Raw genomic sequence first — 25,884 nt, 5'->3', positions numbered from 1 at the left:
TTGCGCGGACAGCAACGGCCAGCGGAGATGCTGGGTAGCGCTGTCCGGCGCGATCAGAAAAAGCCGGGCGAACCCGGCCTCCGCCCATGCAGTCAACCGTTCTGTGCGGCTCTTCTGCGGAGGGATAGCGCTATCTTAGGCATCGGAACCCTCAGCGCCATGAGGGATACTCTGTAGCCATGCCCAGCCGCAAGACGACGTCCGCCGCTTCGACCCGACGCACTCGCGCCACCGGCCGCGTGACGCTTGCCGACGTGGCTGCCGCCGCCGGTGTCAGCCCCATCACCGTGTCACGCGCGCTGCGCGGCGAGCGGGCAGTGGGGGCGGAGCTGGTGGAGCGCGTGCAGGCCGCCGCCAAGGCGCTGGGTTATGTGCCCGACCCGGCCGCGCGCGCGCTGGCGTCCAGCCGCAGCTCCCACGTCGCGGTGATCATCCCCAAGCTCAGCAACACCGTGTTCGTGGAGTTGCTGGACGCGCTGCAACGCAATTTCGTCGCGGCTGGCTACCAGATGCTGATCGGCGTGACGCACTACGACGCCGACGAGGAGGAAGCGGTGCTGCGCAGCTTCCTTGCGCACCGGCCCGCCGGCGTCATCCTGACCGGGTTCGAGCGCAGTCCCGGCGCGGCGGCCCTCATCGCCGGCAGTGGCGTGCCCTGCGTCCATGTCATGGAACTGGCGGACGATGCGGCCCTCTACAGCGTGGGCTTCTCGCAGCGGGAGGCCGGCAAGGCCATGACCCACCATTTGCTGGACAGCGGGCGGCGCCGCGTGGCCTATGCCGCTGCCCAACTGGACCCCCGCACGCTGCAGCGCTGCGACGGCTACGAGGCGGCGATGCAGGAGGTCGGCCTGGCCGGCCACATGCACAAGCTGCTGAGCCCCGAGCCGTCGTCGCTCGCGCTGGGCGGCCAGCTGCTGGAGCAGGTGCTGCGTGACGCGCCCGAGACCGACGCGATCTTCTTCTGCAACGACGACCTGGCCCAGGGGGCGCTGCTGGCCGCGTTGCGGCTGGGCATTCCGGTGCCGGAGCGCGTGGCCATCGCCGGCTTCAACGATCTGCCGGGCAGCGCGCTGATGGTGCCGCCGCTGACCACCGTCGCGACGCCGCGCCGGGAGATGGGCGAACGCGCGGCGCAGATGCTGATGGCCTTGATGCGCGGCAACCCGGTGGAGCAGCCGCAACTGGACCTGGGCTTCCAGGTCGTGAAGAGGGCCTCAGCCTAGGGTCACCTCAATGCGGTAGCTGCGGCCGGCCGCGATGCCCCGCACGACGCCGTCCGGCAGCGGCTGGCCGTCCACACGCACTTCACCGTTGCCGCCACGCCGGACGTTCAGGTGGAAGCTCGCGCCGCGGAACTCGCGCACGGCGCTCATCTCGTTCCACCCCGCCGGCAGCTGCGGCTGCACCCGCAGCCCCTCGGCGCAGCCGCGCAGGCCGCACAGGCCCTCGATGACACAGCGGTAGGCCCAGGCCGCGGTGCCCGTGTTGAACAGCTGGCTGGAGCGGCCGGCGGTGCGCGGGTACTGCCGGTGGGCGCCGCGGTAGTAGTTCGGGATGTAGACCGGCAGCTGGCCACGCTGCAGGATGTCCGCCATGTCGGGGCCGGGGATCATCTGCCGCAGCAGCTTGAACGCGCGCTCGCCGTCGCCGGCGTCGTACAGCGCATGGATGTAGAAACTCGCGGCGTGGTTGTAGACGGCGCCGTTCTCGGCCGAGCCCGGGTGCTTCTGCGTCACGCGGCCCACGTCGTCGCGCATGCGCGAGTACGGCGGGTTGAACATCGCCACACCGTGCGGCGTTTCCAGCTGCGCCTCGATGGCGGCGATCATCTTCTGGCGCTGCTCCGCGCTCGCCGCGCCGCTGAGCAGAGCCCAGGACTGCGGGTTCAGGTAGATGCGGCCCTCGGCGTCCGCGCTGACGCCGAAGACGACGCCGTCGTCGGTGATGCCGCGGGCGAACCAGTCGCCGTCCCACAGGTGGCGGTTGGCGGCGCCGTTGAGCTCGGCCGCCACGGCGCGCCAACGGCCGGCCTGCGCGGTGCGGCCCGCGTCGTCGCAGATGCCGGCCCACAGCTTCATTGCGAAAGCCGCAGCGACCGTCAGCCAGCCGGACACGCCCTGGCCCTTGTAGCCCACCATGTTCATCGGGTCGCACCAGTCGCCCTGGGCGATGAAGTTCAGGCCGCGCGCGTCGCGGTCCTGGTGCAGCCAGGCCATCGCGGCGTCCAGCCGCTCCGCCACGGTCATGCCGTTGACGACCTCCTGCAGCAGCGCGAAGTCGGCCGTTTCGTCCAGGTAGCTTTGCAGGCACACCGGCAACCAGACGCAGTGGTCGGTGTGCGGCACCTGGTTGATGTATTTCAGCTCGGCGCCTTCGACGAGCAGGATGCCGTCGGGCATGGCGCCACTGGCCTGCTGCTGGCCCAGCGCGTGCAGCAGTGCGCCGCGCGTGACCGCCGGCGCGATGTACGCCATGCCGAGGTTGTCCTGCAGGTAGTTGCGCGTCTGCGGGTCGGTGCTCAGGCGGTTGACGTCGCCGTGATAGAACACCTGCCGCGGCAGCCAGTGGTTGACGAAGTTGTCGAAGTCGGCGTCGGGTGTGCTGATCCGTAGACAGCCGCGGCCGCGGTCGACGTAGGCGGCATAGGCCTCGCGGGCCGCGGCGAAGCCGGCTTCGCCGAGGTAGGCGTCGCGCAGCCGGATGGCCTCGGCGTCGTCGAACGCGGGGCCGAACAGGAAGCGGTAGGTCTCGCTCTCCCCGGCGTCCAATGCGAGGCGGTATTGCACGCAGGCCGCCGGTGTCTCGTAGCGGGCATCGCCGCCGGCGAGCCGCTCGGCCTGCAGCGCGCTCGGGTTGTGCAGGCCGCCTTCACCTTCGAATGCGGCCTGCGCCGCCTCCCAGGCATCGGGCGTGCGCTCGCACAGGAAGACGGTCTTGTCCTTCAGGTGCAGGTTCTTGAAGTAGTCCGCCACCTTCTGATAGGGCGTGATGCAGCTGGCGACGATGCCGTTCAGGTCGGCGCGCCATTCGGCCGACTGGTTCATCCAAGACATGTAGCCGATGGGGAAGTACGGCACGACGCTCAGCCGGCGCGGGCGGCCTGACAGGTTTGTCACGCGCAGCGTCCACAGCTCGGCGACGTCATCGGTGGGCAGGCCCAGCGTCAGCTCGATACGCACGCCCAGGTGCTCTACCACCCAGCCCAGGTCGTGCCGGCCGGCGATGAAGCGGAAGCTGTCGACCGGGGCGCGCACGGGTTCGTAGGGCGCCGAGAAGAGCTCGCCGGTGTCCTCGTCCTTCACGTAGACGAAACGGCCGGGGTGATGGGCGTAGTAGGCCTGCTCCGGCTGCATGAAGGTCTTGGCCTCAAGGTTGGGCGCATGCGCGTACTTGGCCGGTTCGGGCTGCATGAACTGCGCCGTCGCATAACCGCGGCAGGTGGCCTGGATCATCATCCGGCGGTTCCACAGGAAGGCGCCGGCCAGGGGCAGGGCGGTGGGGCTGGCGAGCTCGTAGCGCTCGCCGTGGTCGATGGGGCCAAGCATGGGGTGTCAGGGCGTGGGCGACAGCTTGCGGGCGGCCAGGTCGGCCTGGATGCGCGCCATCGTCGGGTTGTCGAGGGTGTAGAAGACCATCAGGCCGGCGGCGATCAGCGTGAAGGCGGCCGGGATGACCGACATCAGCCAGACGATGCCGGCCTGCGAGTCGGCCGACTGCGCGGCATTGGGCACGTAGCCAAGTGACGTGAACAGCGTGCCGATGACGCCGACGGCAACGGCCGTGCCGAGCTTCTGCGCGAACGAGCTGGCCGCGAACGTCAGCCCGGTGGCGCGGCGGCCGTTGCGCCATTCGTTGAAGTCTGCCGTGTCGGCCAGCATCGCGAAGGACAGCGGTGACTTCGGCCCGAGCGCCAGGCCCAGTGCGATCTGCAGCGCATACATCAGCACGATCTCGTCGCTGGGCACGAACAGGAAGGCAGCCGACAGCACGGTCGAGGCCAGCATCAGCCAGATCATCAGACGGCGCTTGTCGACGAAGCGCGTCAGCAGCGGCGTCAGCGCCGTGCCGGCGGCGGCAGCCAGCAGGTAGGCCGGTACGAAGGTGGCCAGCAGCTCGGGCCGGTTGACGACGTACTTGAAGTAATAGGCCGCGCTCGTCAGCCGCAGCGTGATGCCGCCCATGATGATGAGCGCGAGGAAGAACAGCAGGATCCACGGTCGGTTGTTGCGCAGGTCGGCCAGGTCTTGCCAGACGCTCGACGGTTCGGCCTGCGCCGGCTGCACGCGTTCGGTCGTCGTGCGGAACGTGAACAGCAGGATGAGCGTCGCCAGCACGCCCCAGACGACCATCGTCAGCGTCCAGCCGCGGGCATGGTCGTCGCCGCCCAGCCACGCCACCAGCTGCGGCGAGACCGCCGTGACGACCATGCCGCCCGCGAAGCCGGCCACGAAGCGCGATGCGTTGACGGCGGTGCGCTCGCGCGAGTCGCCCGAAATCACGCCGGACAACGCGCTGTACGGCAGGTTGGCGGCGGTGTACAGCGTCATCAGCAACAGGTACGTCGCATACGCCCACGCGAGCTTGCCGGTCGGGCCCAAGTCGGGGGTCGAGTACGTCAGCACGCCGACGATGGCCAGCGGCACCGGCATGAACAGCAGGAAGGGGCGGAACTTGCCCCAGCGCGTCCGCGTGCGGTCGGCGAAGGCGCCGATCATCGGATCGGTGAACGCATTGAAGATCTTCACAACGAACAGCATCGTCGCCGCGGCGCCGGCGGTGATGCCGAACACGTCGGTGTAGAAGATCAGCAGGAAGGTCGAGACGTTGGTCCAGTAGAAGTTGAACCCCATGTCGCCCAGGCCGTAGCCGACGATCTCGAGGCGCTTGAGCGGCTTGGTGGACATGACGCGGCCTGCTTCAGCGAAGCGTGGCGGCCGCGTTGGCCGGCAGCCAGTCGCAGACCTGGTTGACCAGTTGCTCCAGCGGCAGCGTGGCGTCCAGTCGCAGCACGCCGGGTTCGCCGACCGGCGACTGCAGCGTCGCAAACTGGCTGTCGATGAGGCTGGCGTGGAAGAAGTGCGAACCCCGCGCCGACACACGGCGGGTCGCCTCCTCGGGGCTGACGTCGAGGAAGGCGAAGCGCAGGCCTGGCGAGGCGCTGCGCAGCTGCTCTCGGTAGCTGTGCTTCAACGCGGAGCAGGCCACCAGCGCGCCGGGGTGCAGCCGCAGCTGCTCGCCCAGCGCGGCCAGCCACGAAGCGCGGTCGCCGTCGTCGAGCGGGTGGCCGGCCGCCATCTTGCGGCGGTTGTGGGAGCTGTGGAAATCGTCGCCCTCCACCCAGACGCGGCCCAGCTTCCGTGCAACGGCCACGCCCAGGCTGGACTTGCCACAGCCGGCCACGCCCATGAACACGATTGAAGCGGGCACGAAGGAGGTCATGGGCAGCAGGCAGGAGGAGACGGCAGGTCGGCGCAGCACTGAGCGTTAGCGCCGTAGATGGATAGCGCTATCCTAGCTCGAAGCTTGAGGGTTGCGCTCCGTGTTTTCCCCGGCGGGCTGCCGCGAGCCAAGCACGCGCGCGTATGCCCAGGTGAATTCGGCGCCCAGCAGCAGGATCTGCGCCGAGAAGTAGACCCACACCAGCAGCGCGACGACGGACGCCGCCGCGCCGAACGCAGACGCGACGCCCGAGCCCTGGAGGTAGGCGCCGATGACCCGCCGGCCGAGCTCGAACAGCCCGGCGGTGACGAGCGCGCCCAGCAGCACGTCGCGCCAGGCGATGCGCGCCCGCGGCATCCACTTGAAGATCAGCGCGAATACGGCCACCACCAGGCCCTGGCTGACGACGAGGTTGGCGAGCGCGGCCACGTACATCCAACCGCCGAACCAGGGGCGCCACCATGTCTCGGCCGCCGACAGCGCGGCACCCAGCAGCAGAGACACCAGCAGCAGAAAGCTCAGGCCGAGGATGAGGCCGAAGCTCAGCAGCCGCGCCCGCAGCCAGGCCCACCAGCCCTGGATGGGCCGCGCGGGCACGCGCCAGATCGTGTCGAGCGCGTCCTGCAGCTCGGCGAACACGGTGGTCGCGCCCACCACCATCAGGCCCAGGCCCAGCGCGGTGTGCAGCCAGCCGCCGGCCGGCCATGCGACGCTGCGCAGCATCTGCTCGACGGTGGAGGCTGTGCCCGGCCCCAGCAGAGCGCCCAACTGCTCGACGAGTTCGCCGCGCACCGCCTCGCCACCCCAGACGAGGCCGGCGACCGACACGACGATCAGCAGCAGCGGCGCCAGCGAGAACAGCGTGTAGTAAGCCAGCGCGGCGCCCATGCGCGGCCCGCGGTCGTCCAGGAAGCCGTCCAGCGTCATTTGCAGCACGCGGGCCAGCGGCCGCAATCTTTCTCTCAGGTCCAGCCAGTGCATGCGGCAAGTCTGGACACCCCGGCGCCCACGGCCTGTAGGACGATGGCTTGCCGTGCGACCAGGGCTCACACCGCGTCGTCGCTGCCGCCCTCGTAGCGGAAGCGCACGAAGTAGACCTTGTGTCCGCCGCCGTGCCGGGCCGTCTGCATCAGGTCGGCCAGGCTGCGGAAGCCCGACTCGCGGGCCAGGGCGTCCGAGACGTCTGCCAGCGAGATCTCGCGGATGGACGTGACGACGACGTGGCCGCCCGCCATCGGGTAGCGGCCGCCAGGCTTCACGCGAGGCGACTGCCAGATGCGGATGCTGGTGGTGATGTCGCCGCATTGGACGCCCTCGCGGAGCTTCTTCGTGAACTGCATCGCGGGTCAACCAGCCATCGGGAAGGCGAAGCGTCGTACCACCGCGGACCTCATATCGCGCTGCGCAGCCGCTCGTAGCCGCTGCGGCTGATGGGGATGCGCTTGCCGTTCTTCATGCGGGCGGCAAAGGCGTCGCTGTCGGTCTTCTCCAGGCCCTGCAGCGCCGCGAGGTTGATGATGAAGGAGCGGTGCACGCGCACGAAGCGGGCGGGGTCGAGCTGGGCTTCCAGCTCGGAGATGCGCTGCGCCTTCAGGTGTTCGCGCCCGTGCGCGTGGAAGGCGACGTTGTCGGCCTGTGCCTCGATGTAGGCGATGTCGTCCACCAGCAGCACCTGCAGGCCCTCGCCATCGCGCACCAGCACGCGCGTCAGCCGCGGGGGCGGTGCCACGAGCCGGTCGAGCGCCGGTTGCGGCTGGCCCACCAGGCGGCGTGCCCGGTCGAGCGCAGCGTCAAAGCGGTCCTGGGCGAACGGCTTGAGCAGGTAGTCCACCGCATGCAGCTCGAAGGCGCGCAGCGCATGCTGGTCGTAGGCGGTAGTGAAGATGACGCCATCGCGCCGGCCGGTCAGCTCCAGCACCTCCAGGCCGGTGAGCTTGGGCATCTGGATGTCGAGGAACACCAGGTCCGGCTTGAGTTCCGTGATGGCGCGGGCGGCGTCCAGCCCGTTCTCGGCCTCGGCGACGAGTTCGATGTCCGCATGCGGCCGCAGGTATTCGGCCAGGAGCCGGCGGGCCAGCGGTTCGTCGTCGGCGATCAAGGCACGCAGCGTCATGAGGCGCTCCTTTCCAGGGGCAGGGTGATCTCCACGGCAAAGCCTTCGGCGTCCGCACCCCAGTGCACACGGGCGCGGCCGGCGTACTGCGCGGCCAGCCTTTCGCGCAAGTTGCGCAGGCCGAGGCCCAGCCCGCAGTCGTCGGCCGGAGTGCAGGGCGCGTCGGGCACCGGATTGCGCACGGCCAGATGCAGCCAGCCGTCGCGCACCAGCGCCTGCACGCGCAGCAGGCCGCCATCGTCGCGCAGGCGCAGGCCATGCTTCAGTGCGTTCTCCACCAGCGGCTGCAGCGTCAGCGGCGGCAGCAGCGCCGGCAGGCTGTCCGGCGCGGCGTCGATGGCCGTGGAGAGCTTGTCGCCCAGGCGCTGCTTCTCGATGGCCAGGTAGTGGCCCAGCAGCGCCAGCTCGTCGGCCAGCCGGATGCGCTCGCGGCCGGCCAGGTCCAGCGTCTGGCGGAAGAACTGCGCCAGGTCGATGGCCATCGCCCGCGCCGCCGCCGGGTCCAGGTGGGTGAGGGCGCTGATGGAGTTCAGGCTGTTGAAAAGGAAATGCGGGTCGATCTGCAGCCGCAGCAGCTGCAGCTCCATGTCGCGCGCCAGCACCCGGGCCTGAGCCTCGCGCTCGCCGGCCGCCTGCGCGCGCTGGAACGCGATGAGCAGGTCATGCGCCAGCACTGCCAGCGTCAGCAGACCGAGCAGCGCCGCCAGCAGCAGCACGCGGCCGCCGGGCGTCAGGCCAACCCAGCCGGCCTCGTGGCCGAAGAGCCGGCCCGCGGCGTCCCAGCCGATGGCCGCGGCGGCCAGGGCGGTGGCCAGCGTCACGACGAGCGCGGCGCGGTAGCTCAGCGCCGCCGCACTGTGCAGGTCGTCGATGGGGCGGCTGCGGCATGGATAGTAGGTGGCCAGCGCGACGAAGCTGAAGACGCCGCACAGTGGCACCGTCCATGGCAGTGCCCAGCCCAGCGGCGTCAGCCCCAGCGCCTGCAGCCCGGCGGCCAGCGCTGGTCCGGCCAGCCCCCAGGCCAGCAGGTAGGCCGCCAGCGCGCGCCAGTGGCTGAACAGCGGGTGCACGGCGGCGGGTCAGTTCTTGATCTCGACGCCGCCGAACACGACGCGCCCGCGCAGCAGCAGCCGCTGCATCGGCGCCAAGGGCGGCACGGTCTTGTTCTCGATGCCACCGAAGACGGGATCGATCTCGGCCACCACGAGCCAGTCGCGTGGCACGTGCAGCACGATGCCGCTGAAGCGCGCGTCGACTTGCAGCCGGGCCTCGCCGCCGGCCAGCGTCGCATGCGTCAGGTCGATGTCGATGCCGCCGAAGGTGCTGCTGATGCGCCCGCCCTTGAAGCTCGCGGAGTCGTTGCGCTGCTTGATGGCGCTGAAATTGGCATCGATGTCGAGCAGTTCGCCATGTTCGGCGGCCACGCTGTCGAAGCCGCTCGGCAGGCCGCGGCAGCGGCGCGGCCAGAAGCTGCGCGACACGATGCTCAGCCCCACGACGATGACGAGCACCGGCCACCAGTCGCGCGGATGGACGTTCAGCACGCCCACGTGGTTGGCGGTCAATGCCAGGCCCCCGATGATCAGCAGCAGGCCGAACAGGCTGCCGCCCGGATGCGGGGGCCAGACGAGTCGCCCCAGACCCCAGACGACCAGCGCCAGCGGCCAGTACGTGTGCAGCAGCGCGGCATCGAACAGCCTGAGGTTGTCCAGCAGCGCGAGCGTGCCGATGCCAATGACGGCGAGGCCGAACAGGATGCGGTGGCCGGGATGGCCACGGTGGCGATGGCGGTAGCGGGACAAGATGGCGGTCCGGTCGTGGTGGAGCCGGTAGTAGACCGCGCCGCAGGGCACGGTTGAAGCCGCCTTCGACGAATCGCCGTCGCGGGCCGACGAATCGCTGCCGCGGCGCAGGGCTATCGCAGGTTGGCGGTGCCGGCATTCGGGATGCCCTCGATCGGCGCCTCCTCGGTGCCGACCATGCTGCGCGTGAAGCTTTCGACGCGCCGTCGCGCGGCGTCGGGGTCGCGTACCCAGTCGGCATAGAAGCCATAGGGGCAGGCCGCCACGCCCTGGTTGCCGTCGCCGGAGTTGATCAGGCCGGTGTATCCGCGGTGCAGCAGCTTGAACAGGTGGTTCTCGCTCTGGCCGTTCTTGCGGAAATCGCGGATCAGGCTCTTGGACAGGGCGGCGTACTGCACGCCCATCTCCTCCTCACCGCATTCGCCGAGCGTCCGTCCGTCGAAGCCGATCAGCGCGCTGTGGCCGAAGTAGCTGTAGACGCCGTCGAAGCCGGCTGCATTGGCCACGGCCACATAGCAGTTGTTCGCAAAGGCCATGGCCTTGCTGATGAGGATCTGCTGCTCCTTGGCCGGGTACATGTAGCCCTGGCAGCGCACGATGAGCTCGGCGCCCTTCATCGCGCAGTCGCGCCAGGTCTCGGGATAGTTGCCGTCGTCGCAGATGATGAGGCTGATCTTCAGGCCCTTGGGGCCGTCGCTGACGTAGGTGCGGTCTCCCGGATACCAGCCCTCGATGGGCACCCACGGCATGATCTTGCGGTACTTCTGGACGATCTCGCCCTGATCGTTCATCAGAATGAGCGTGTTGTACGGCGCCTTGTGCGGGTGCTGTTCGTGGCGCTCGCCGGTCAGCGAGAACACGCCCCAGACCTTGGCCTTGCGGCAGGCCTCGGCAAAGATGGCGGTCTCGTCACCCGGGATGCTGGCGGCCGTGGCGTACATCTCCTGCGGGTCGTACATGATCCCGTGGGTGCTGTACTCGGGGAACACGACCAGGTCCAGCCCCGGCAGGCCGACCTTCATGCCTTCGATCATGCGGGCGATCTGCCGCGCGTTCTCCAGCACCTCGGCCTTGCTGTGCAGGCGAGGCATCTTGTAGTTCACCACCGCGACACCGACGGTGTCGTTGCTGCTCGAAATGTCACCGTGGATCATGGTCGTGCACTCCTTGCATGGGTTCGCAGGGCGGCACCACGGCGGGCGGCTGCGGTGCCGGTCAGCCTCAGTGGCTGATCATCCAGGGTCGCTTCGACGGGAAGGACTTGGCGCCGTTGGCCGCCGTCACCGTGGCCTTCTTGCGCGATGACGTGCTGCAGCAGCCGCAGCCGCTGGGGTGGCGCAGCCGCTGGTAGTCACCGGAGCGTCGCGGCTCGTGCCGCGCGGTCTCGTTGATGTCCATCGCGCGTAGCGTCGACGCCTCCATGACGCGCAGCCGCGGCGCGGCCACCATCACCCGCGGCGCGAGGCCGTCGCAGTCGGGGCAGATGGCGGGCTCGTCGCGCTGGCCGATGGACCGGATGGCCTCGAAGCCGCCGCAGTCGGCGCAGTCGTAGTCGTAGGTCGGCATCGGCGGCGTCCTCAGAGGTCAGGGGACAACGGCATGCTGATGCTGCCATCCAGGAACTTCGTCGGCCCGGCCGCGCTGGGGTTGATGTCGAAGTCGAAGATCTGCGTCGGCAGCCACAGCGTGGCGCAGGCGTTGGGGATGTCCACCACGCCGCTGATGTGGCCCTGCACGGGCGCCGTGCCGAGGATGGAGTAGGCCTGGGCGCCGGAGTAGCCGAACTTTTTCAGGTATTCGATGGCGTTCAGGCAGGCTTGGCGGTAGGCCACGTGGACGTCGAGGTAATGCTGCTGGCCCTGCTCGTCGACGGAGATGCCTTCGAAGATCAGGTAGTCGTTGTAGTGGGGCGTGATCGGGCTCGGTTTGAAGATCGGGTTCTTGATACCGTACTTGGCCATGCCGCCCTTGATGAGCGTGACTTTCATGTGCACCCAGCCGGCCATCTCGATGGCGCCGCAGAAGGTGATCTCGCCGTCGCCCTGGCTGAAGTGCAGGTCGCCGACCGACAGGCCCGCGCCGTCGACGTAGACGGGGAAGAAGATCTTGGAGCCGCGCGACAGATCCTTGATGTCGCAGTTGCCCCCATGTTCGCGCGGCGGCACGGTGCGGGCGCCTTCAGCGGCGGCCTTGTCGCGCGCTTCACCGGTGAGCTGACCCATGTGGGCCGTTGGCTCGAACGGCGCATTGGCCAGCGGCGGCACGCGCGTCGGGTTGGTGGCGATGAAGTCCACCTCGCGGGTGTTCCAGGCCTCCAGCATCTTGCGGTCGGGGAGGCAGCCGATCAGCCCGGGATGGATCAGGCCGGCGTAGCTCACGCCCGGTACGTGCCGGCTCTTCGTGAACATGCCGTGGATGTCCCAAATGGACTTTTGCGCCTGTGGAAAGTGCTCGGTCAGGAAGCCGCCGCCGTTCTTCTTGCTGAAAAAGCCGTTGAAGCCCCAGAGGCTGTCCTGCTTGGCGCCGATGTCCAGCAGGTCTACGACGAGCAGGTCGCCCGGCTCGGCGCCCTTCACTCCCACGGGGCCGGAGAGATAGTGCACGGTGGACAGGTCGATGTCGCGGACGTCGTCGGCGCTGTCGTTGTTCTTGATGAACCCGCCCGTCCAGTCGTAGGTTTCCAGCACGAATTCGTCGCCAGGGTTCACCCAGGCGGCCATCGGGATGTCCGGGTGCCAGCGGTTGTGGATCAGCGGGTTCTCGAGCGGCGACTGGTTCAGGTCGACGGCGATCAGGGTCTCGGCCATGGGGGTGTGCTCCTCGTTGAGTTCAAGTTCAAACAGACAGGTAAGACTTGATGCGGGCGACGTCGGTGTCGGCTCGCGCGGTTTCGTGCACCAGCCGGCCGCCTTCGATGACGAAGAGCCGGTCGGCCACGTCCATCGCAAAGCTCAGCACCTGCTCGCTGACGACGATGGTGATGTCGCGCAGCTTGCGGATCTCGTTGAGCGCCTTGGCGATGTCCTTGATGATGGAAGGCTGGATGCCCTCGGTGGGCTCGTCGAGCAGCAGCACCTTGGGGTTGGTGACGAGCGCTCGGGCGATGGCGAGCTGTTGCTGCTGGCCGCCGGAGAGGTTGCCGCCCTTGCGGCTGCGCATCTCCCACAGCACGGGGAAGAGGGCGTAGATCTCTTCCGGGATGCGGCGGGTGACGCTGTTCTCCAGGCCGGTCTGGATGTTCTCTTCCACGGTCAGCGTCGGGAAGATCATGCGGCCCTGCGGCACGTAGGCGATACCCTGGGCCACGCGCTTGTAGCTCTCGCTGCGCGAGATGTCCTGCCCCGCCACGCGCACCTCGCCGGACTTGATCGGCAGCACGCCCATCAGGCTCTTGAATAGCGTGGTCTTTCCCATGCCGTTGCGGCCCATGATGGCGACCGTCTCCTTGGTGGCGGCGCTGAACGAGATGCCGTGCAGGGCCTGGCTCTGGCCGTAGGCGACGACGAGGTCTTTGACGTCGAGCATGTGGTTCTCCCGTTCAATGGCCGAGGTAGACGTCAATCACTTTCGGGTCGTTCTGGACCTTGTCCATCGTTCCCTCGGCGAGGATCTTTCCCTGGTGCATGACGGTGACCTTGTGAGCGATCTGCTTGACGAAGTCCATGTCGTGCTCGATGACGATCACCGATCGGTTCTTGCAGATGCGCTGCAGAAGCTCGGCCGTCAGCTCGCGCTCGCGGGCGCTCATGCCAGCGATGGGTTCGTCGAGCATCAGCAGCTCCGGCTCCTGCATCAGCAGCATGCCGATCTCCAGCCATTGCTTCTGGCCGTGGCTCAGCAGGCCGGCCTCGGTGTCGAGCTTGTCGAGCAGGCCGATGTCCTCGGCCACCAGCTTCACGCGGCTGACGACGTCGTCGGTGCAGCGGAAGGCGAGGGCGCCGAACACGGAGCGGCCCTTGGGGAAGGACACCTCGAGGTTCTGGAAGACCGACAGGTTCTCGTATATGGACGGCGTCTGGAACTTGCGGCCGATGCCGCGGCGCACCCGGGTGTACTCGGGCAGCTTGGTCATCTCCTCGTTGCGGAACTTGATGCTGCCGGCGCTGGCGCGCGTGCGGCCGCAGATAAGGTCCAGCAGCGTCGTCTTGCCGGCGCCGTTGGGGCCGATGATGACGCGCAGCTCGTTCTTGTCGACATAGAGCGTGAGGTTGTCGATGGCCTTGAAGCCGTCGAACGATACGGTCAGGTCTTCGACCGCGAGGGCGTAGTCGGTGTTGCTCATGAGGGGCTCCTGCGGTCAGGCGGTTTGCGGGCCGGCCGACAGGCTGGGCGACTTGGGCGCCCGCGGCGCGGGCGGAAGCGGCCAGGAGGCCTGCGCTGCGGCTACGCCCTCGCGCACGGCGATGCGCGCAGCCTGCTTGCGCTGCCACCAAGGAACGACCTTCTGCGTCCACAACCCGGCCAGACCGTCGGGGAAGGCCATCGTCACGCCGATGAACAGCGCGGCCATCATGAAGAGCCACAGGTCGGGCAGGTTTTCGGAGAACACGGTCTTGCCGGCGTTCACCAGCAGCGCGCCCATCACGGCGCCCACCAGGCTCATGCGGCCGCCGACCGCGGCGTAGATGACCATCTCGATGGACGGCACGATGCCGACGAATGACGGCGACATGAAGCCCACCTGCAGCGTGAACATCGCGCCGCCGATGGCCGAGAGCGCCGCCGCAAGGCAGAACGCAAAGACGCGGAACATGGCTACGTCGTAGCCCGAGAAGCGCACACGGTCTTCCTTGTCGCGCATCGCTAGCAGCAACGTACCGAGCTTGCTCTTCTGCACCCAGAGGCACAGGCAGATGCTGGCGATCAGCAGCGCGCAGCAGGTGAAGTAGAGGATGTACTTGGCCGAGTCGGTGCGGATGTCCCAGCCCAGCAGAGTCTTCAAGTCGGTCATGCCGTTGACACCGCCCGTGTAGCCCTGCTGGCCGACGATGAGCACCGACAGGATCAGCGCCACGGCCTGCGTGATGATGGCGAAGTACACACCGCCCACGCGCCGCTTGAACATGGCATAGCTGACGATGAAGGCCAGCAGCGTCGGCACCGCGATGACGGCGAACAGCGTGAACGGCAGGCTCTTGAACGGTAGCCACCAGGTGGGCAGCTCGGTGAGCTGGTTCCAGTCCATGAAGTCCGGGATGCCCGGCGTGGACTGGATCTTGGTGGCCTCTGGGTCGCTGGCCTCCAGCTTCAGGAACATCGCCATCGCGTAGCCGCCGAGACCGAAGAACACGCCCTGGCCGAGGCTCAGCACGCCACCCCAGCCCCACAGCATGACGAGACCGATGGCGACGAAGGCGTAGGTGAGGTACTTGCCGACGAGGTTGAGGCGGAAGAGGTCCAGCGAAAGCGGCAGCACGACGATGAGCAGCACGCTGAGCAGCACCACGCTGCCGAGGCCGGTGCGCTGCAGCCAGGCCATGAAGGCGCCGGGAAGGGGAAGGGCTTTCATGCGGGGACTCCGGTTCAGTCGGGGATCAGCGGCGCACCTTGGAGGCGAACAGCCCTTGCGGCCGCATCATCAGAATCAGCACGATGACGGACAGCGTCAGCACCTTGGCCATTGAGCCGGTCATGAAGAACTCGCTGATGGACTGGGTCTGCGCGATGCCGAAGGCCGAGGCCACCGTGCCGAGCAGGCTGGCCGCGCCGCCGAACGTGACGACGAGGAAGGCATCGACGATGTAGAGCGAGCCGCTGGTGGGGCCGGTGGAGCCGATGGTGGTGAAGGCGGCACCGGCCACGCCGGCGATGCCGCAGCCGATGGCGAAGGTGAGCCGGTCGGTCTTCTTCGTGTTGATGCCGATGGCGTTGGCCATCACGCGGTTGGACACCGTCGCCCGCACGCGCAGACCCCATCGGCTCTTGTAGAGGGCCAGCATCACGCCGCCGGTCACGAGCAGCGTGAGACCCAGCACGAACAGGCCGTTGATCGGAATGTCCAGGCCGGGCGAGGGCGACCAGGAGCCCATCAGCCACTCGGGCAGCGTGGGGCTTACTTCCTTGGGGCCGATGCCCGAGCGGAATACCTGCTGCAGGCCCAGGCTCAGGCCCCAGGTGGCCAGCAGCGTGTCGAGCGGCCGCTTGTAGAGGTGGCGGATCAGCGCCCACTCGGCAATCCAGCCTGCGATGAAGGCCAGCACGAAGGCGAGCAGGATCGCGAACGGAAAGTAGTAGGGCATCATCTTCGGCGCCCACTTCTCGGTGAGAGTGGCGGCCATGAAGATGGTGTAGGCGCCGATGGTCATGAACTCGCCGTGCGCCATGTTGATGACGCCCATCTGGCCAAAGATGATGGCCAGGCCGAGGCCCATCAGCAGCAGCACCGAGAACAGGCTCAGCCCGGCGAAGCCCTGCATCAGTGCAATGTTGGTGATCTCGCTCACACCCATGGTGCATCTCCTAGTGCGTGCCCTCCTTCGAAGAGGGCAAAAAGGACCGGCCGACTAACCGACATCCGACAAAACCCCTCGGCCGGTCCCGCCGCGCCGCCTTCGCAGACGAGCGGCCTAACCTGCAAACTCAGGTCACCATCACTGGTAGCCCTTGGGGAACGGGTCCGGCTTGATCAGCTCGGGCGACTCGGCCACCACCTTGAACGTGGCGTCAGGCTGGCCCTGGGCGATGCGCGACTTGCTCCACAGGTGGTGGTTGGCGTCGAGCTTGACGTAGCCTTCCGGCGCGGTCTTCAGCTCGATGCCGGGCGAGGCCGCCACGACCTTGTCCACATCGAAGCTGCCAGCGCGTTCCACGGCGGCCTTCCACAGCCATGGCCCAAGGTAGCCGGCCTGCGTCACGTCGCCGATGACGGCGTCCTTGCCGTACTTGGCCTTGAACGCTGCGACGAACTTCTTGTTGTTGTCGTTGTCCAGCGTCTGGAAATACTTCATGGACGAGTAGAAGCCGGCGAAGTTTTCGCCACCCACACCGGTCATCTCGTCCTCGGTGACGGACAGCGTCAGCAGGAACTGCTTGTCGCCCGTGATGCCGGCGGCCTTGAGCTGCTTGTAGAAGGCCACGTTCGAGCCGCCCACGACGGCCGCGAAGATGCAGTCGGGCTTGGCGATCTTGATCTTGTTGATCAGCGAGTTGAAGTTGGTGGAGCCGAGCGCGTAATACTCCTCGCCCACCACCTTGCCCAGCTTGCCCACTGTCTCAATGTGCTTGCGGGCGATCTTCATCGACGTGCGCGGCCAGATGTAGTCGCTGCCGACGAGGAAGAAGGTCTTGGCTTTCTTTTCTTTGGCACCCCAGTCCAGGCCCCAGATGATCTGCTGCGTGGCTTCCTGGCCGGTGTAGATGACGTTCTTGGACTGCTCCAGGCCTTCGTAGAAGGTCGGGTAGTACAGCAGGCCGTTCTCCTTCTCGAAGACCGGCAGCACGGCCTTGCGCGAGGCGCTCGTCCAGCAGCCGAAGACGGCGGCGACCTTGTCGTTGACGAGCAGCTTCTTGCTCTTCTCGGCGAAGGTGGGCCAGTCGGACGCGCCATCTTCCTTGATGACCTTGATCTTGCGCCCGAGGATGCCGCCCATCGCGTTGATCTGGTCGATGGCCAGCTGCTCGGCCTGGATGGAGCCTGTCTCCGAGATAGCCATCGTGCCGGAGCTGGAATGCAGCTGGCCGACGATGACCTCGGTGTCGGTCACGGCGAGCTTGGTGGTGTTGACCTTGGCGGTCGGGAACTGCTGGGCCTGGGCGAGGCCGGCGATGCCGGTCAGCGGCAGCAGGCCGAGCGCCTGCAGCAGGCTGCGCCGCCTGGCGTCCATACCGGGCACTTGAGAGAGATCGTCGCTGGGAAGTTGATCGTCGGATCGGGAGGGCATCGCGAACTCCTGGGCTTGATGAAGGCCGGCTGTTGCCGGTCGGAAGGTCGTCAAACGACTTGGGGCCGACTGTGCGGATGCGCCGCTGAAACCCGAATACGTCAATCGACGTACCCGAGGTACGCACGCGAGGCGGCCTGCTTCTTGCATCGGGGCTCGTCATGCCCGTTGCCCCTGCCGACTCCAGCGCCGATGACGGCGCGCCGCTGGCCGCCTCGTTGCGCGGCACGCAGACCATCTTTCGCGTGCGGCGCGACTACAACTCCTGGGTCGCCGACGAGACGCTGGAGGACTACGCGCTGCGCTACGCTCCCACCGGCTTCCGCAAATGGAGCGAGTGGCGGGTGGCGAATACGGCCTATGGTGCGGTGTCGTTTCTGGCGCTGGAAGCCATCGGCGGCACCATCGCGATGAACTACGGCTTCGCCAACGCGCTGTGGGCGATCCTGTTCGTGGGGCTCATCACCTTCCTCACCGCGCTGCCGATCAGCGTCTACGCGGCCCGCCACGGCGTGGACATGGACCTGCTGACGCGCGGTGCCGGCTTTGGCTACCTGGGCTCGACGATGACGTCGCTGATCTACGCGAGCTTCACCTTCATCTTCTTCGCGCTGGAGGCGGCCATCATGGCGCTGGCGCTGCAGCTGGCGTTCGACTGGCCGCTGCTGGGTTGCTATCTCGTGTCGGCGCTCGTCATCGTGCCGCTGGTGACGCACGGCATCACCTTCATCAGCCGCCTGCAGGCATGGACGCAGCCGATCTGGCTCGTGCTGCTGCTGTGGCCGTTCGCGTGGTTCGCCTTCCACCAGCCGCAGCTCTACCGCGACTTCGCAGGGCTGTCCGGCCAGGCGTCGGGCAGCAGCGATTTCGACCTGCGCCTGGCCGGCGCCGCTGCCACCGTGGCGTTCGCGCTGGTGGTGCAGGTCGGCGAGCAGGTGGACTTCCTGCGCTTCCTGCCGCGCTGCTCGCGGGCCAACCGCGGGCGTTGGTGGGGCGCGGTGCTGATGGCCGGTCCGGGCTGGGTGCTGCCCGGCATGTTGAAGATGCTCGGCGGCGCCTTCCTCGCCTTCGTCGCGCTGCAGAGCGAGATCGACTGGCACCGCGCCGTCGAGCCCACGCAGATGTACTTGGCAGGCTTTCGCGCCGCGCTCGGCGACCCGGGCCTGGCGCTGGCCGTGACGGTGGTCTTCGTCATCCTGTCGCAGGTCAAGATCAACGTCACGAACGCCTACGCCGGGTCTCTCGCGTGGAGCAACTTCTTCGCGCGTTTGACGCACAGCCATCCCGGGCGCGTCGTGTGGGTCGTGTTCAACGTGTTCATCGCGCTGATGCTGATGACGCTTGGCGTCTTCAGCGCACTGGAGCATGTGCTGGGCTTCTACAGCAACATCGCCATCGCGTGGGTGGGCGCCATCGTGGCCGACCTCGTCATCAACAAGCCGCTGGGCCTCAGCCCGCCGGGCCTGGAGTTCCGCCGCGCCTACCTGTACGACCTGAACCCCGTTGGGCTCGGGTCCATGGGAATTGCGGCGCTCGTGTCCATCGTGGCGCATGTGGGGCTGCTAGGGCCGTGGCTGGCGGCGTTCTCGCCCGTTGTGGCGCTGGCCACGGCGCTCGTCACGGCGCCGCTGATCGCCTGGGGCACGAAGGGCCGCTACTACCTCGCGGCGCGCACCGATGGCGACTGCAGCAGCTGCCGCGTCAACGTCGGCGGCGACGGCCGCCCCTGCGCGCATGCGGGCTACCGCCCGGCTCGCAAGGGCCAGCCGGCCGCCGCCCAGTGCTCCGTCTGCGAGAACACGTTCGAGATCGACGACATGGCCGCCTGCCCGGTCTACGCCGCGCCGATCTGCTCGCTGTGCTGCACGCTGGAATCGCGCTGCCAGGACCGCTGCAAGGTGCGCTCCCGTGCCGTGGACCAACTGCACGACCTGCTCGCGCGTCTGCTGCCCCGGCGCGTCGCGCATCGCGTCAACTCGCGCGTGGCGCAGTCGCTGCTCGTGTTCATCGCGCTCAGCACGACGCTCGGCAGCATCCTGACGCTCGTCTATGTGCAGGAGTCGCTGCTCAACCCGCAGACTGCGCTGGCCGGCCCGCTGATCAAGCTCTTCGCGCTGCTGACGCTGGTGTCGGCCGTCTGCGCCTGGTGGATCGTGCTGGCCAGCGAGAGTCGCAGCATGGCGCATGAGGAGTCGTTCCGGCAGACGCAGCGGCTGCTGCGCGAGATTGACGCCCACCGCCGCACCGACAAGCAGCTGCAGGCGGCCAAGGAGGTGGCCGAGGCTGCCAGTCGCGCCAAGACGCGCTACGTGGCCGGCATGACCCACGAGCTGCGTACGCCGCTGAACTCCATCCTCGGTTACACGCAGGTGCTGCAGCGCCACCATGCGATGAGCGAGCCGGTGCGCACGGCGGTGTCCACCATCGAGCGCAGCGGCGAGCACATGCATGCGCTCATCGACGGCCTGCTGGACCTGGCCCGTATCGAGGCCGGCCGGCTGCGGCTGGACCTGGCGCCGATGCCGCTGGACGCCTTCCTGCATGAGTTGGTCAGCATGGTGCAGCCGCAGGCCGATGCCAAGGGCCTCGCCTTCGAGCTGGAGCGCATCGGCCGCCAGCCGGCCTGGGTCGTGGCCGACAGCAAGCGGCTGCGGCAGATCCTGTTGAACCTGCTTGGCAACGCGGTGCGGTTCACCGAGGTCGGCTCATTGAGGCTGCGCGTGGACGCCACCAAGCACGTGCTGCGCTTCGAGGTCGTCGATACCGGCATCGGCATCGAGCCGCAGGACCAGGAACGCATCTTCCAGCCCTTCGAGCGCGGCAGCGCCGGCCGCCGTGTCGAGAAGCCCGGCACCGGCCTAGGCCTGACGATCACCCACCTGCTGACCGAGCTGATGGGCGGCGTGCTGACGGTGGACAGCACGCCAGGCGTCGGCAGCCGCTTCACGGTGAGGCTGTACCTGCGCGAGGTCGAACCGCCGCTGGCCGGCGCGCCGGGCACAGCACCGACCCTGGCCCAGCAGGCACGGCTGCTGCGCCCGGTGGTGGGCTACGAAGGACGGCGCCGGCGGCTGCTCGTCGTGGACGACCAGCCCATCCAGCGTCAGCTGCTCGCTGCGATGCTGGTACCGCTGGGCTTTGACGTGCACGAGGCCGCCAGCGGCCGCGAGGCGCTGGCGCAGATGGGCCGCCTCAGGCCGGATGCATTGCTGCTGGACCTGACGATGGACGACCTCGACGGCTGGCAGACGGCCGAGCAGGTCCGCGCTCAGGGTTGGGCCGAGGTTGCGCTGATCTTCGTTTCGGCCAACCTGTACGAGAACCGGCCCGAGGCGTTAGCACGGGCGGGCGCGGCCGGCTTCGTCGGCAAGCCGGTGCTGGAGTCCCAGCTGCTAGCGGTGCTGGCGACCAGCCTGGGGCTCACGTGGCGCCGCGAGGACCCGGCCGCACAGATGCTGCCCCCCGCGCAGCCGGCGCCACCACCGGCGCCCGGCGCCATGGGCGCGCTTCCCGTCGACGTTGCCAGCGAGCTGCGCCAGCTTGCGCGGCTGGGCCACGCCCAGGGCCTGCGCGAGCGGCTCGTCGTGCTGGCCGCCGACCCGGTCTGGGCCGCCGAGTGCGCGGCCCTGCAGCAGCACCTGTCCACCTTCAACTTCGAGGCCATCATCAGCCGCCTGCCTGTCATGGAGGACGCCGAATGACCGGCGCCAAGCCTACAAACAATGTTGTGCTCATCGTCGACGACGCGCCCGAGACCCTGCAGTTCCTTTGCGACGCGCTGGCTCACGAGGGCTACACCGTGCTCGTGGCGCGCGATGGCATCGAGGCCCGCGCGCGCATGGAGCTGGCCATGCCCGACGCCGTACTGCTGGACGCGGTGATGCCCGGGCCGAGCGGCTTCGACGTCTGCCGCTGGATCAAGCAGGACCCCACGCGGGCCCATGTACCGGTTATCTTCATGACCGGCCTATCCGACACGCCGCACATCGTCGAAGGCTTTGCCGCGGGTGGCGTGGACTACGTCGTCAAGCCGGTCCGCATCGCCGAGGTGCTGGCGCGGTTGGCCACGCATGTGCGCAATGCCCGCGTCTCGCGGCTGGCCCGCGAGGCCACGGACATCGCCGGCAAGGGCGTCGTGCTCCTGGACGGCCAGGGTCGCATTGCCTGGCAGTCACCCGTCGCGCAGCGTGCATTGGCAGGCTGGGGCGAGACGGACCCTGGCGCCCGGCTGCAGGCGGCCTGCGAAGCGGGGCTGGGCCGCATCGCCATCGATGACGAGCAGGAGCTGACGCTGCGCGTGCTGGGCTCGGCCGGCCTGAACGAGACGATGCTGCTGCTGGAAGCTTCCGCACGCAGCCGCGGCACTTCGCGGTCCGACCCGGCCGCACAGTCCCGCCTTGCCGATGCCGCGCTGACGCGGCGCGAGACGGAGGTGCTGTCTTGGCTGGCCAAGGGCAAGACCAACCGCGACATCGCCGACATCCTCGGCATGAGCCCGCGCACGGTGAACAAGCACCTGGAGCATGTCTTCGAGAAGCTCGGCGTCGAGACCCGCGCAGCGGCGGCCGCGCTGGCCAGCCGCGTGATGGGCGAGGACTGAGCTGCGTACCAAAGAAGGAAAAAGCCCGATGCATAAGCATCGGGCTTTTGTGTTTCAGCGACCGCCGCGGGGCGCGACGTATCTTCAAGCGGAACAAGCTTTGCCTGGTCCTCGGTGTCGCCCCCCTTTGAGGGAGGGGTGGCGAAGCCGGTAGGGGGTAGACCCTTAAGCGGCGCGCTTGGCGGTGGTGCGAGTTGCGGTCTGCGTGGCCTTGACGGCTTGCGACGTGGCGGCCTGGAAGTTGGCTTCGGCCACTTCGACGGCCTGCTTGGTGGCCTTCTGCACCGACTCGAACGCGTTGTTCGCGGCGGCGACGGCAGACTTCACCAGCGCGACGGCGTTTTCGGTGCCGGCCGGGGCGTTCTTGGCGGCGTTGTCCACCAGCGCCGAGAACTTCATCTGAGCGTCGGCGAACTGACTCTCGGCGACCTTGGCGACTTCGGCGCCGGTGCTGGAGGCGATGTCGTAGATGTGGCGGCTGTAGGACGCGGCCTTCTCGGCGGTGGGCTGCAGCAGCGCGGCTTGCAGGGACAGCAGCTCTTGCGCGTCCTTGACGGACAGGGCAGCGGTCGTCGTATCGGCGGCTTCGCTCAGCGCCGTCTTGGCCACTTGCAGGTTCAGCTCGACGAGCTTCTCGACGCCTTCGAAGGCCTTGTTCGTCAGGCCGAAGAGGGTTTCGACGTTGGCCTTGTGTGCGGCGAGGATTTGTTCAGCGGTCAGCATGGTTTGGACTCCGAAATGGAAGGGGATGAACCGATTGCCGTGCTTGATTGCTGCACTGCAACATGAATCCAATGATAGGGGCCCCGCGCCAGATTGCAAGGACTTTTTGTGCGGTGCAGCAAATTGGGGTTTGCCACTATGACAAACGGCTGACGCTATCGTCCGGCCCGCCATGCTCGCCTTCCATTCAGATGCCCACAGCCTGGCCTTGCCGCCTGGGCACCGTTTCCCGCAGTCGAAGTACCGCCTGCTGCGCGAGCACTTCGAGCGCGAGCCGGGCCTGCTGCGCATGCAGCCGGCCCCGGCCGCCACCGAAGGCGAGCTGGCGCTTGTGCACACGCCGGACTACATCGACGCCGTGCTGCACGGACACCTGAGCGCCGCGGCGCAGCGGGAGATCGGGTTCCCGTGGAGCCCGTCGATGGCGGAGCGCTCGCGGCGTTCGGTCGGTGCCAGCATCGCGGCGGCGCGCGCGGCACTGGCGGAGGGCGTCGCGGCCAACATGGCGGGTGGCACGCACCACGCCTATGCCGACAAGGGCTCGGGCTACTGCGTGTTCAACGATGTGGCGGTGGCCGCGCGGCTGATGCAGGCGGAGTGGTCACGCAGCCGGCGCGAGCTGCTGCAGGTGCTGGTCATCGACCTGGACGTGCACCAGGGCAACGGTACCGCGGCCATCTTCCGCGACGACGGCACCGTGTTCACGTTCTCGATGCACGGTGCACGCAACTTCCCATTCCGCAAGGAGCCCAGCGACCTGGACGTCGAACTGCCCGACGGCTGCGCCGATGCGGCCTACCTTGGCGCGCTGGAGGTCGCGCTGGACGAGGTCTGGCGGCGTTGCCGGCCTGGCCTGGCGTTCTACCTGGCCGGTGCCGATCCGCACGAAGGCGACCGGCTGGGCCGTCTGAAGCTGAGCAACGGCGGCATGGTCGAGCGGGACCGCCGCGTGCTCGATGCCCTGCGAGAGCGGCGCATTCCGGTCGCGCTGAGCATGGCCGGAGGCTATGGGCACGACCTGGCCACGACGGTGGCCGTACAGGTCAACACGCTCACTCTGGCGGCCGCCAGCTGGGCGGCTTGGCAGGCCGCGGCGGCTACTGCCGTCAGCGAACGCGGAACTGGCTGACGATCTGCGCCAACCGCTGCGCCTGCTCGCGCAGCGACTCGGCCGCGGCGGCGCTTTCCTCCACCAGCGCGGCATTCTGCTGCGTCATGTCGTCCACGCGGTTGACGGCGCCGTTGACGTCGTCGATGCCGCGGCTCTGCGCAGCGGCGCTGGCGCTGATCTCGCCCATGATGTCGGTCACGCGCTGCACGGCACCGACGATCTCGTCCATCGTCGATCCGGCGTCCTGCACGAGCCGCGCGCCGGACTCCACGCTGTCCACGCTGGCGCCGATCAGCCGCTTGATTTCCTTGGCCGCTTCCGCGCTGCGGCCCGCGAGGCTGCGCACCTCGCCCGCCACGACGGCAAAGCCGCGGCCCTGCTCGCCGGCGCGGGCCGCCTCGACGGCGGCGTTCAGCGCGAGGATGTTGGTCTGGAAGGCGATGTCGTCGATGAGCCCGATGATGTCGGCGATGCGCTTGCTGGCCGCGGCGATGTCGGTCATCGTGCTGACGACCTGCTGCACGACGCTGCCGCCGCGGTGGGCCACGTCGGCCGCCGAGCTGGCGAGCTGGTTGGCCGTTTGCGCGTTGTCGGCGCTCTGGCGCACGGTGCCGGTCAGCTGCGCCATGGACGAGCTCGTCACCTCCAGGCTGGAGGCCGTCTGCTCGGTGCGCATGTTCAGGTCCTGGTTCCCGGAAGCGATTTCGGCCGACGCCGTGCGGATGGAGTCGGCCACCAGCATCACCTCGCCGACCGTCTGGCCGAGCTGTTCGCACATCTGGTTTAGGGCGCGCATCAGGCCGGCCAGCTCGTCCTGACCGTGCGGACGGGCGCGTTGCGTCAGGTCGCCGGCGGCCACAGCCTCGGCCAGCGCCAGCGAGGCATTCACGTCGGTGGCGATCTTGCGCTGGTTGACGAGCAGCACGCCCAGCCCCGCGCCCGCGGCCAGCAGCGAGATCAGCGCAAACAGCCAGGCCCGCCGGCGCGCGCCCGCCTGGTGCGCCTCGGCTGCCGACTGTTGCTCGGCGTCCATGCTCTGCACGATCTTGCCGATGAGCCCCGCGACTTCCTTGTAGCGGGCCTCGGCGTCCTGCATGGCCGCGATGCCGGTGTTGGGGTCCACGGAGGCCAGGTCGATGGCCGTGTCGGCCTTGCCGAGATAGGCCTGCAGTTGGGGCAAGGCTGCACGGATGTACTCGTCGGTGGCGGGCGGCGTGGCGTCCATGTCGGCCAGCGTCGTCAGCGTGCGCGTCAGGCCGTCGACCTGCGACTTCAGCTGGCCACGCAGCGCCTTCACCTGCGCATCGTCCAGCGAGGCCATAAGCGCGATGGTGCGGAACACGCCGCCCTGCATCTCGCCGACCTGTGTCTGCACGGACACGATGGTCATGAACACCTCGTTGCGCTGGCGTGCCGCCTCGTCGGCGTCCACGACCTCCCTCAACGACAGTGAGTTGTTGCCCAGCCCGATTGCCAGCACGACCGCGAGCGCGGCCATGGGTGGCAGGAGCATCTTTGCAGCCAGCTTCATCGGCGGCCCCCCGTATGGCGCAGGCGGTTCCGTCGCGGCGATACACGCCAGCCCGGCCGACTGCTGGTTTACTTGTAGACGCCCCCGCAGACGATGGTGTCGTCCAGTCGCTCGCAGTACATCTGCTTGGGCTCGATCTTCTTGCTGGTCGGGTTCGTGAATTTGTAGTCTTGCCAGAAGCCGTTGGGCTTGGACTTGCCAAGCTCGACGCGCTCCTTGATGAAGGCCTTGCCGTCGATGTCCTTGAGCTCGAGGAGGTCGCGGCCGACCTGCTTCTCGTTGGCGCCATGCGCCAGGCACTTGCCGTCCAACCCGTAGACGACGAGATAGAGGTCTTGCTTGACGAACTGCGGGCTCTTGGCCGTGATCTCGCCGTAGGCCTTCTGGCGGCCGTTGGCCTTGATGTAGGCCACGCCCTTCTTGACCATGGCCACGGCGTCATCCTTGGTCGCGTTGTCGGCCAGCGCGGTCGTGGCGCCGAATAGCGTCGCTGCCGCGAAGGTCAGGCCGGCGAGGGCGGATGCAGGGAATCGGTTCATGCGCGTGCTCCTTCAAGCCGTGGTGAGGCAGTCGTATCGGCAGTGCCGCTGCTGCAGCCGCAATCGATCCCAACGCTTCGGGCAGTGTCGCGCCGTCAAACAGCGTCTTGCAAGTGCAAATGTCTCGGTCGCCCGCCGCGTCC

23 protein-coding genes are annotated in these 25,884 nt (G+C 68.2%); 4 read left to right on the top strand and 19 right to left on the bottom strand.

Going from position 1 to position 25,884, the window contains the following annotated elements:
• Positions 1 to 179: 179 nt before the first annotated feature.
• Complete coding sequence (gntR, locus tag LXT13_RS08905; protein ID WP_233371545.1) at positions 180 to 1,226, top strand: HTH-type transcriptional regulator GntR; 1,047 nt, start codon at positions 180 to 182, stop codon at positions 1,224 to 1,226.
• On the opposite strand, the gene LXT13_RS08900 is transcribed toward gntR, so the two are convergent.
• From LXT13_RS08900 to urtA, 16 genes are all read right to left on the bottom strand, one after another.
• Positions 1,218 to 3,548: a GH36-type glycosyl hydrolase domain-containing protein gene (locus tag LXT13_RS08900; RefSeq protein ID WP_233371543.1), complete on the bottom strand. Its 2,331-nt coding sequence runs from the start codon at positions 3,546 to 3,548 to the stop codon at positions 1,218 to 1,220. The two genes, gntR and LXT13_RS08900, sit on opposite strands and share 9 nt — an antisense overlap.
• A gap of 6 nt (positions 3,549 to 3,554) precedes the next feature.
• Complete coding sequence (locus LXT13_RS08895; protein ID WP_233371542.1) at positions 3,555 to 4,907, bottom strand: MFS transporter; 1,353 nt, start codon at positions 4,905 to 4,907, stop codon at positions 3,555 to 3,557.
• 13 nt (positions 4,908 to 4,920) lie between these two features.
• Positions 4,921 to 5,442: a gluconokinase gene (locus LXT13_RS08890; RefSeq protein ID WP_233371540.1), complete on the bottom strand. Its 522-nt coding sequence runs from the start codon at positions 5,440 to 5,442 to the stop codon at positions 4,921 to 4,923.
• Between the two features lie 72 nt (positions 5,443 to 5,514).
• Entirely contained in the window at positions 5,515 to 6,423 is a 909-nt protein-coding gene (locus LXT13_RS08885) for a YihY/virulence factor BrkB family protein (protein ID WP_233371538.1), read from the bottom strand.
• 65 nt (positions 6,424 to 6,488) lie between these two features.
• Positions 6,489 to 6,782 carry an ASCH domain-containing protein gene (locus LXT13_RS08880; protein ID WP_233371537.1) on the bottom strand — a complete coding sequence of 98 codons (294 nt, stop codon included), beginning with the start codon at positions 6,780 to 6,782 and terminating at the stop codon, positions 6,489 to 6,491.
• Between the two features lie 50 nt (positions 6,783 to 6,832).
• Entirely contained in the window at positions 6,833 to 7,555 is a 723-nt protein-coding gene (locus LXT13_RS08875) for a LytR/AlgR family response regulator transcription factor (protein ID WP_349254828.1), read from the bottom strand.
• Positions 7,552 to 8,625, bottom strand: coding sequence for a sensor histidine kinase (locus LXT13_RS08870; protein ID WP_233371536.1), 1,074 nt, complete (start codon positions 8,623 to 8,625; stop codon positions 7,552 to 7,554). Before LXT13_RS08870 ends, LXT13_RS08875 begins: the two co-directional genes overlap by 4 nt.
• Positions 8,626 to 8,634: 9 nt before the next feature.
• Complete coding sequence (locus tag LXT13_RS08865) at positions 8,635 to 9,357, bottom strand: LiaI-LiaF-like domain-containing protein (RefSeq protein ID WP_233371534.1); 723 nt, start codon at positions 9,355 to 9,357, stop codon at positions 8,635 to 8,637.
• Between the two features lie 113 nt (positions 9,358 to 9,470).
• The gene (locus LXT13_RS08860) at positions 9,471 to 10,511 is read right to left on the bottom strand and encodes an aliphatic amidase (protein ID WP_233371531.1); all 1,041 of its coding nucleotides are present in this window, start codon (positions 10,509 to 10,511) and stop codon (positions 9,471 to 9,473) included.
• 67 nt (positions 10,512 to 10,578) lie between these two features.
• Positions 10,579 to 10,923 (bottom strand): zinc ribbon domain-containing protein, encoded by a 345-nt coding sequence (locus tag LXT13_RS08855; protein ID WP_233371529.1) that lies wholly within the window; start codon positions 10,921 to 10,923, stop codon positions 10,579 to 10,581.
• A gap of 11 nt (positions 10,924 to 10,934) precedes the next feature.
• Positions 10,935 to 12,164: a formamidase gene (fmdA, locus tag LXT13_RS08850; protein WP_233371527.1), complete on the bottom strand. Its 1,230-nt coding sequence runs from the start codon at positions 12,162 to 12,164 to the stop codon at positions 10,935 to 10,937.
• Positions 12,165 to 12,192: 28 nt separating this feature from the next.
• Positions 12,193 to 12,882: an urea ABC transporter ATP-binding subunit UrtE gene (gene urtE, locus LXT13_RS08845; protein WP_233371526.1), complete on the bottom strand. Its 690-nt coding sequence runs from the start codon at positions 12,880 to 12,882 to the stop codon at positions 12,193 to 12,195.
• 13 nt (positions 12,883 to 12,895) lie between these two features.
• Positions 12,896 to 13,639: an urea ABC transporter ATP-binding protein UrtD gene (gene urtD / locus LXT13_RS08840; protein ID WP_233371524.1), complete on the bottom strand. Its 744-nt coding sequence runs from the start codon at positions 13,637 to 13,639 to the stop codon at positions 12,896 to 12,898.
• Positions 13,640 to 13,654: 15 nt separating this feature from the next.
• Positions 13,655 to 14,866 carry an urea ABC transporter permease subunit UrtC gene (urtC, locus tag LXT13_RS08835; RefSeq protein ID WP_233371522.1) on the bottom strand — a complete coding sequence of 404 codons (1,212 nt, stop codon included), beginning with the start codon at positions 14,864 to 14,866 and terminating at the stop codon, positions 13,655 to 13,657.
• A gap of 25 nt (positions 14,867 to 14,891) precedes the next feature.
• Positions 14,892 to 15,806: an urea ABC transporter permease subunit UrtB gene (urtB, locus tag LXT13_RS08830; protein WP_233371520.1), complete on the bottom strand. Its 915-nt coding sequence runs from the start codon at positions 15,804 to 15,806 to the stop codon at positions 14,892 to 14,894.
• A 141-nt stretch (positions 15,807 to 15,947) separates the two neighbouring features.
• Positions 15,948 to 17,237: an urea ABC transporter substrate-binding protein gene (gene urtA / locus LXT13_RS08825; protein WP_419964658.1), complete on the bottom strand. Its 1,290-nt coding sequence runs from the start codon at positions 17,235 to 17,237 to the stop codon at positions 15,948 to 15,950.
• A gap of 161 nt (positions 17,238 to 17,398) precedes the next feature.
• On the opposite strand from urtA, the gene LXT13_RS08820 reads away from it, so the two are divergent.
• Both LXT13_RS08820 and LXT13_RS08815 read left to right on the top strand, forming a co-directional pair.
• The gene (locus LXT13_RS08820; protein ID WP_233371518.1) at positions 17,399 to 20,938 is read left to right on the top strand and encodes a hybrid sensor histidine kinase/response regulator; all 3,540 of its coding nucleotides are present in this window, start codon (positions 17,399 to 17,401) and stop codon (positions 20,936 to 20,938) included.
• Positions 20,935 to 21,837: a response regulator transcription factor gene (locus LXT13_RS08815; protein ID WP_233371516.1), complete on the top strand. Its 903-nt coding sequence runs from the start codon at positions 20,935 to 20,937 to the stop codon at positions 21,835 to 21,837. The genes LXT13_RS08820 and LXT13_RS08815 overlap by 4 nt, the downstream gene beginning before the upstream one ends.
• Before the next feature lie 165 nt (positions 21,838 to 22,002).
• Here the strand turns inward: LXT13_RS08815 and LXT13_RS08810 are convergent, their stop codons facing one another.
• The gene (locus LXT13_RS08810; protein WP_233371514.1) at positions 22,003 to 22,560 is read right to left on the bottom strand and encodes a phasin family protein; all 558 of its coding nucleotides are present in this window, start codon (positions 22,558 to 22,560) and stop codon (positions 22,003 to 22,005) included.
• 172 nt (positions 22,561 to 22,732) lie between these two features.
• Here LXT13_RS08810 and LXT13_RS08805 point away from each other — a divergent pair, with 172 nt between their 5' ends.
• Positions 22,733 to 23,689 carry a histone deacetylase family protein gene (locus LXT13_RS08805; protein WP_233371513.1) on the top strand — a complete coding sequence of 319 codons (957 nt, stop codon included), beginning with the start codon at positions 22,733 to 22,735 and terminating at the stop codon, positions 23,687 to 23,689.
• Here LXT13_RS08805 and LXT13_RS28655 read toward each other — a convergent pair.
• The gene (locus LXT13_RS28655; protein WP_419964657.1) at positions 23,667 to 25,184 is read right to left on the bottom strand and encodes a methyl-accepting chemotaxis protein; all 1,518 of its coding nucleotides are present in this window, start codon (positions 25,182 to 25,184) and stop codon (positions 23,667 to 23,669) included. The genes LXT13_RS08805 and LXT13_RS28655 overlap by 23 nt on opposite strands.
• An 86-nt stretch (positions 25,185 to 25,270) precedes the next feature.
• The gene (locus LXT13_RS08795; RefSeq protein ID WP_233371511.1) at positions 25,271 to 25,741 is read right to left on the bottom strand and encodes a cache domain-containing protein; all 471 of its coding nucleotides are present in this window, start codon (positions 25,739 to 25,741) and stop codon (positions 25,271 to 25,273) included.
• Between the last annotated feature and the right edge of the window lie 143 nt (positions 25,742 to 25,884).

The organism is Pelomonas cellulosilytica (assembly GCF_021353265.1).
GTDB classification, from domain to species: Bacteria; Pseudomonadota; Gammaproteobacteria; order Burkholderiales; family Burkholderiaceae_C; genus Pelomonas; species Pelomonas cellulosilytica.
This window is presented reverse-complemented; position numbering and strand designations above follow the sequence as displayed.

Excerpts from the sequence above, each read along its gene's own strand:
- gntR (WP_233371545.1), top strand. The coding sequence starts at position 180 with ATGCCCAGCCGCAAGACGACGTCCGCCGCTTCGACCCGACGCACTCGC.
- LXT13_RS08900 (WP_233371543.1), bottom strand. The coding sequence starts at position 3,548 with ATGCTTGGCCCCATCGACCACGGCGAGCGCTACGAGCTCGCCAGCCCC.
- LXT13_RS08895 (WP_233371542.1), bottom strand. The coding sequence starts at position 4,907 with ATGTCCACCAAGCCGCTCAAGCGCCTCGAGATCGTCGGCTACGGCCTG.
- LXT13_RS08890 (WP_233371540.1), bottom strand. The coding sequence starts at position 5,442 with ATGACCTCCTTCGTGCCCGCTTCAATCGTGTTCATGGGCGTGGCCGGC.
- LXT13_RS08885 (WP_233371538.1), bottom strand. The coding sequence starts at position 6,423 with ATGCACTGGCTGGACCTGAGAGAAAGATTGCGGCCGCTGGCCCGCGTG.
- LXT13_RS08880 (WP_233371537.1), bottom strand. The coding sequence starts at position 6,782 with ATGCAGTTCACGAAGAAGCTCCGCGAGGGCGTCCAATGCGGCGACATC.
- LXT13_RS08875 (WP_349254828.1), bottom strand. The coding sequence starts at position 7,555 with ATGACGCTGCGTGCCTTGATCGCCGACGACGAACCGCTGGCCCGCCGG.
- LXT13_RS08860 (WP_233371531.1), bottom strand. The coding sequence starts at position 10,511 with ATGATCCACGGTGACATTTCGAGCAGCAACGACACCGTCGGTGTCGCG.
- LXT13_RS08855 (WP_233371529.1), bottom strand. The coding sequence starts at position 10,923 with ATGCCGACCTACGACTACGACTGCGCCGACTGCGGCGGCTTCGAGGCC.
- fmdA (WP_233371527.1), bottom strand. The coding sequence starts at position 12,164 with ATGGCCGAGACCCTGATCGCCGTCGACCTGAACCAGTCGCCGCTCGAG.
- urtE (WP_233371526.1), bottom strand. The coding sequence starts at position 12,882 with ATGCTCGACGTCAAAGACCTCGTCGTCGCCTACGGCCAGAGCCAGGCC.
- urtD (WP_233371524.1), bottom strand. The coding sequence starts at position 13,639 with ATGAGCAACACCGACTACGCCCTCGCGGTCGAAGACCTGACCGTATCG.
- urtC (WP_233371522.1), bottom strand. The coding sequence starts at position 14,866 with ATGAAAGCCCTTCCCCTTCCCGGCGCCTTCATGGCCTGGCTGCAGCGC.
- urtB (WP_233371520.1), bottom strand. The coding sequence starts at position 15,806 with ATGGGTGTGAGCGAGATCACCAACATTGCACTGATGCAGGGCTTCGCC.
- urtA (WP_419964658.1), bottom strand. The coding sequence starts at position 17,237 with ATGCCCTCCCGATCCGACGATCAACTTCCCAGCGACGATCTCTCTCAA.
- LXT13_RS08820 (WP_233371518.1), top strand. The coding sequence starts at position 17,399 with ATGCCCGTTGCCCCTGCCGACTCCAGCGCCGATGACGGCGCGCCGCTG.
- LXT13_RS08815 (WP_233371516.1), top strand. The coding sequence starts at position 20,935 with ATGACCGGCGCCAAGCCTACAAACAATGTTGTGCTCATCGTCGACGAC.
- LXT13_RS08810 (WP_233371514.1), bottom strand. The coding sequence starts at position 22,560 with ATGCTGACCGCTGAACAAATCCTCGCCGCACACAAGGCCAACGTCGAA.
- LXT13_RS08805 (WP_233371513.1), top strand. The coding sequence starts at position 22,733 with ATGCTCGCCTTCCATTCAGATGCCCACAGCCTGGCCTTGCCGCCTGGG.
- LXT13_RS28655 (WP_419964657.1), bottom strand. The coding sequence starts at position 25,184 with ATGCTCCTGCCACCCATGGCCGCGCTCGCGGTCGTGCTGGCAATCGGG.
- LXT13_RS08795 (WP_233371511.1), bottom strand. The coding sequence starts at position 25,741 with ATGAACCGATTCCCTGCATCCGCCCTCGCCGGCCTGACCTTCGCGGCA.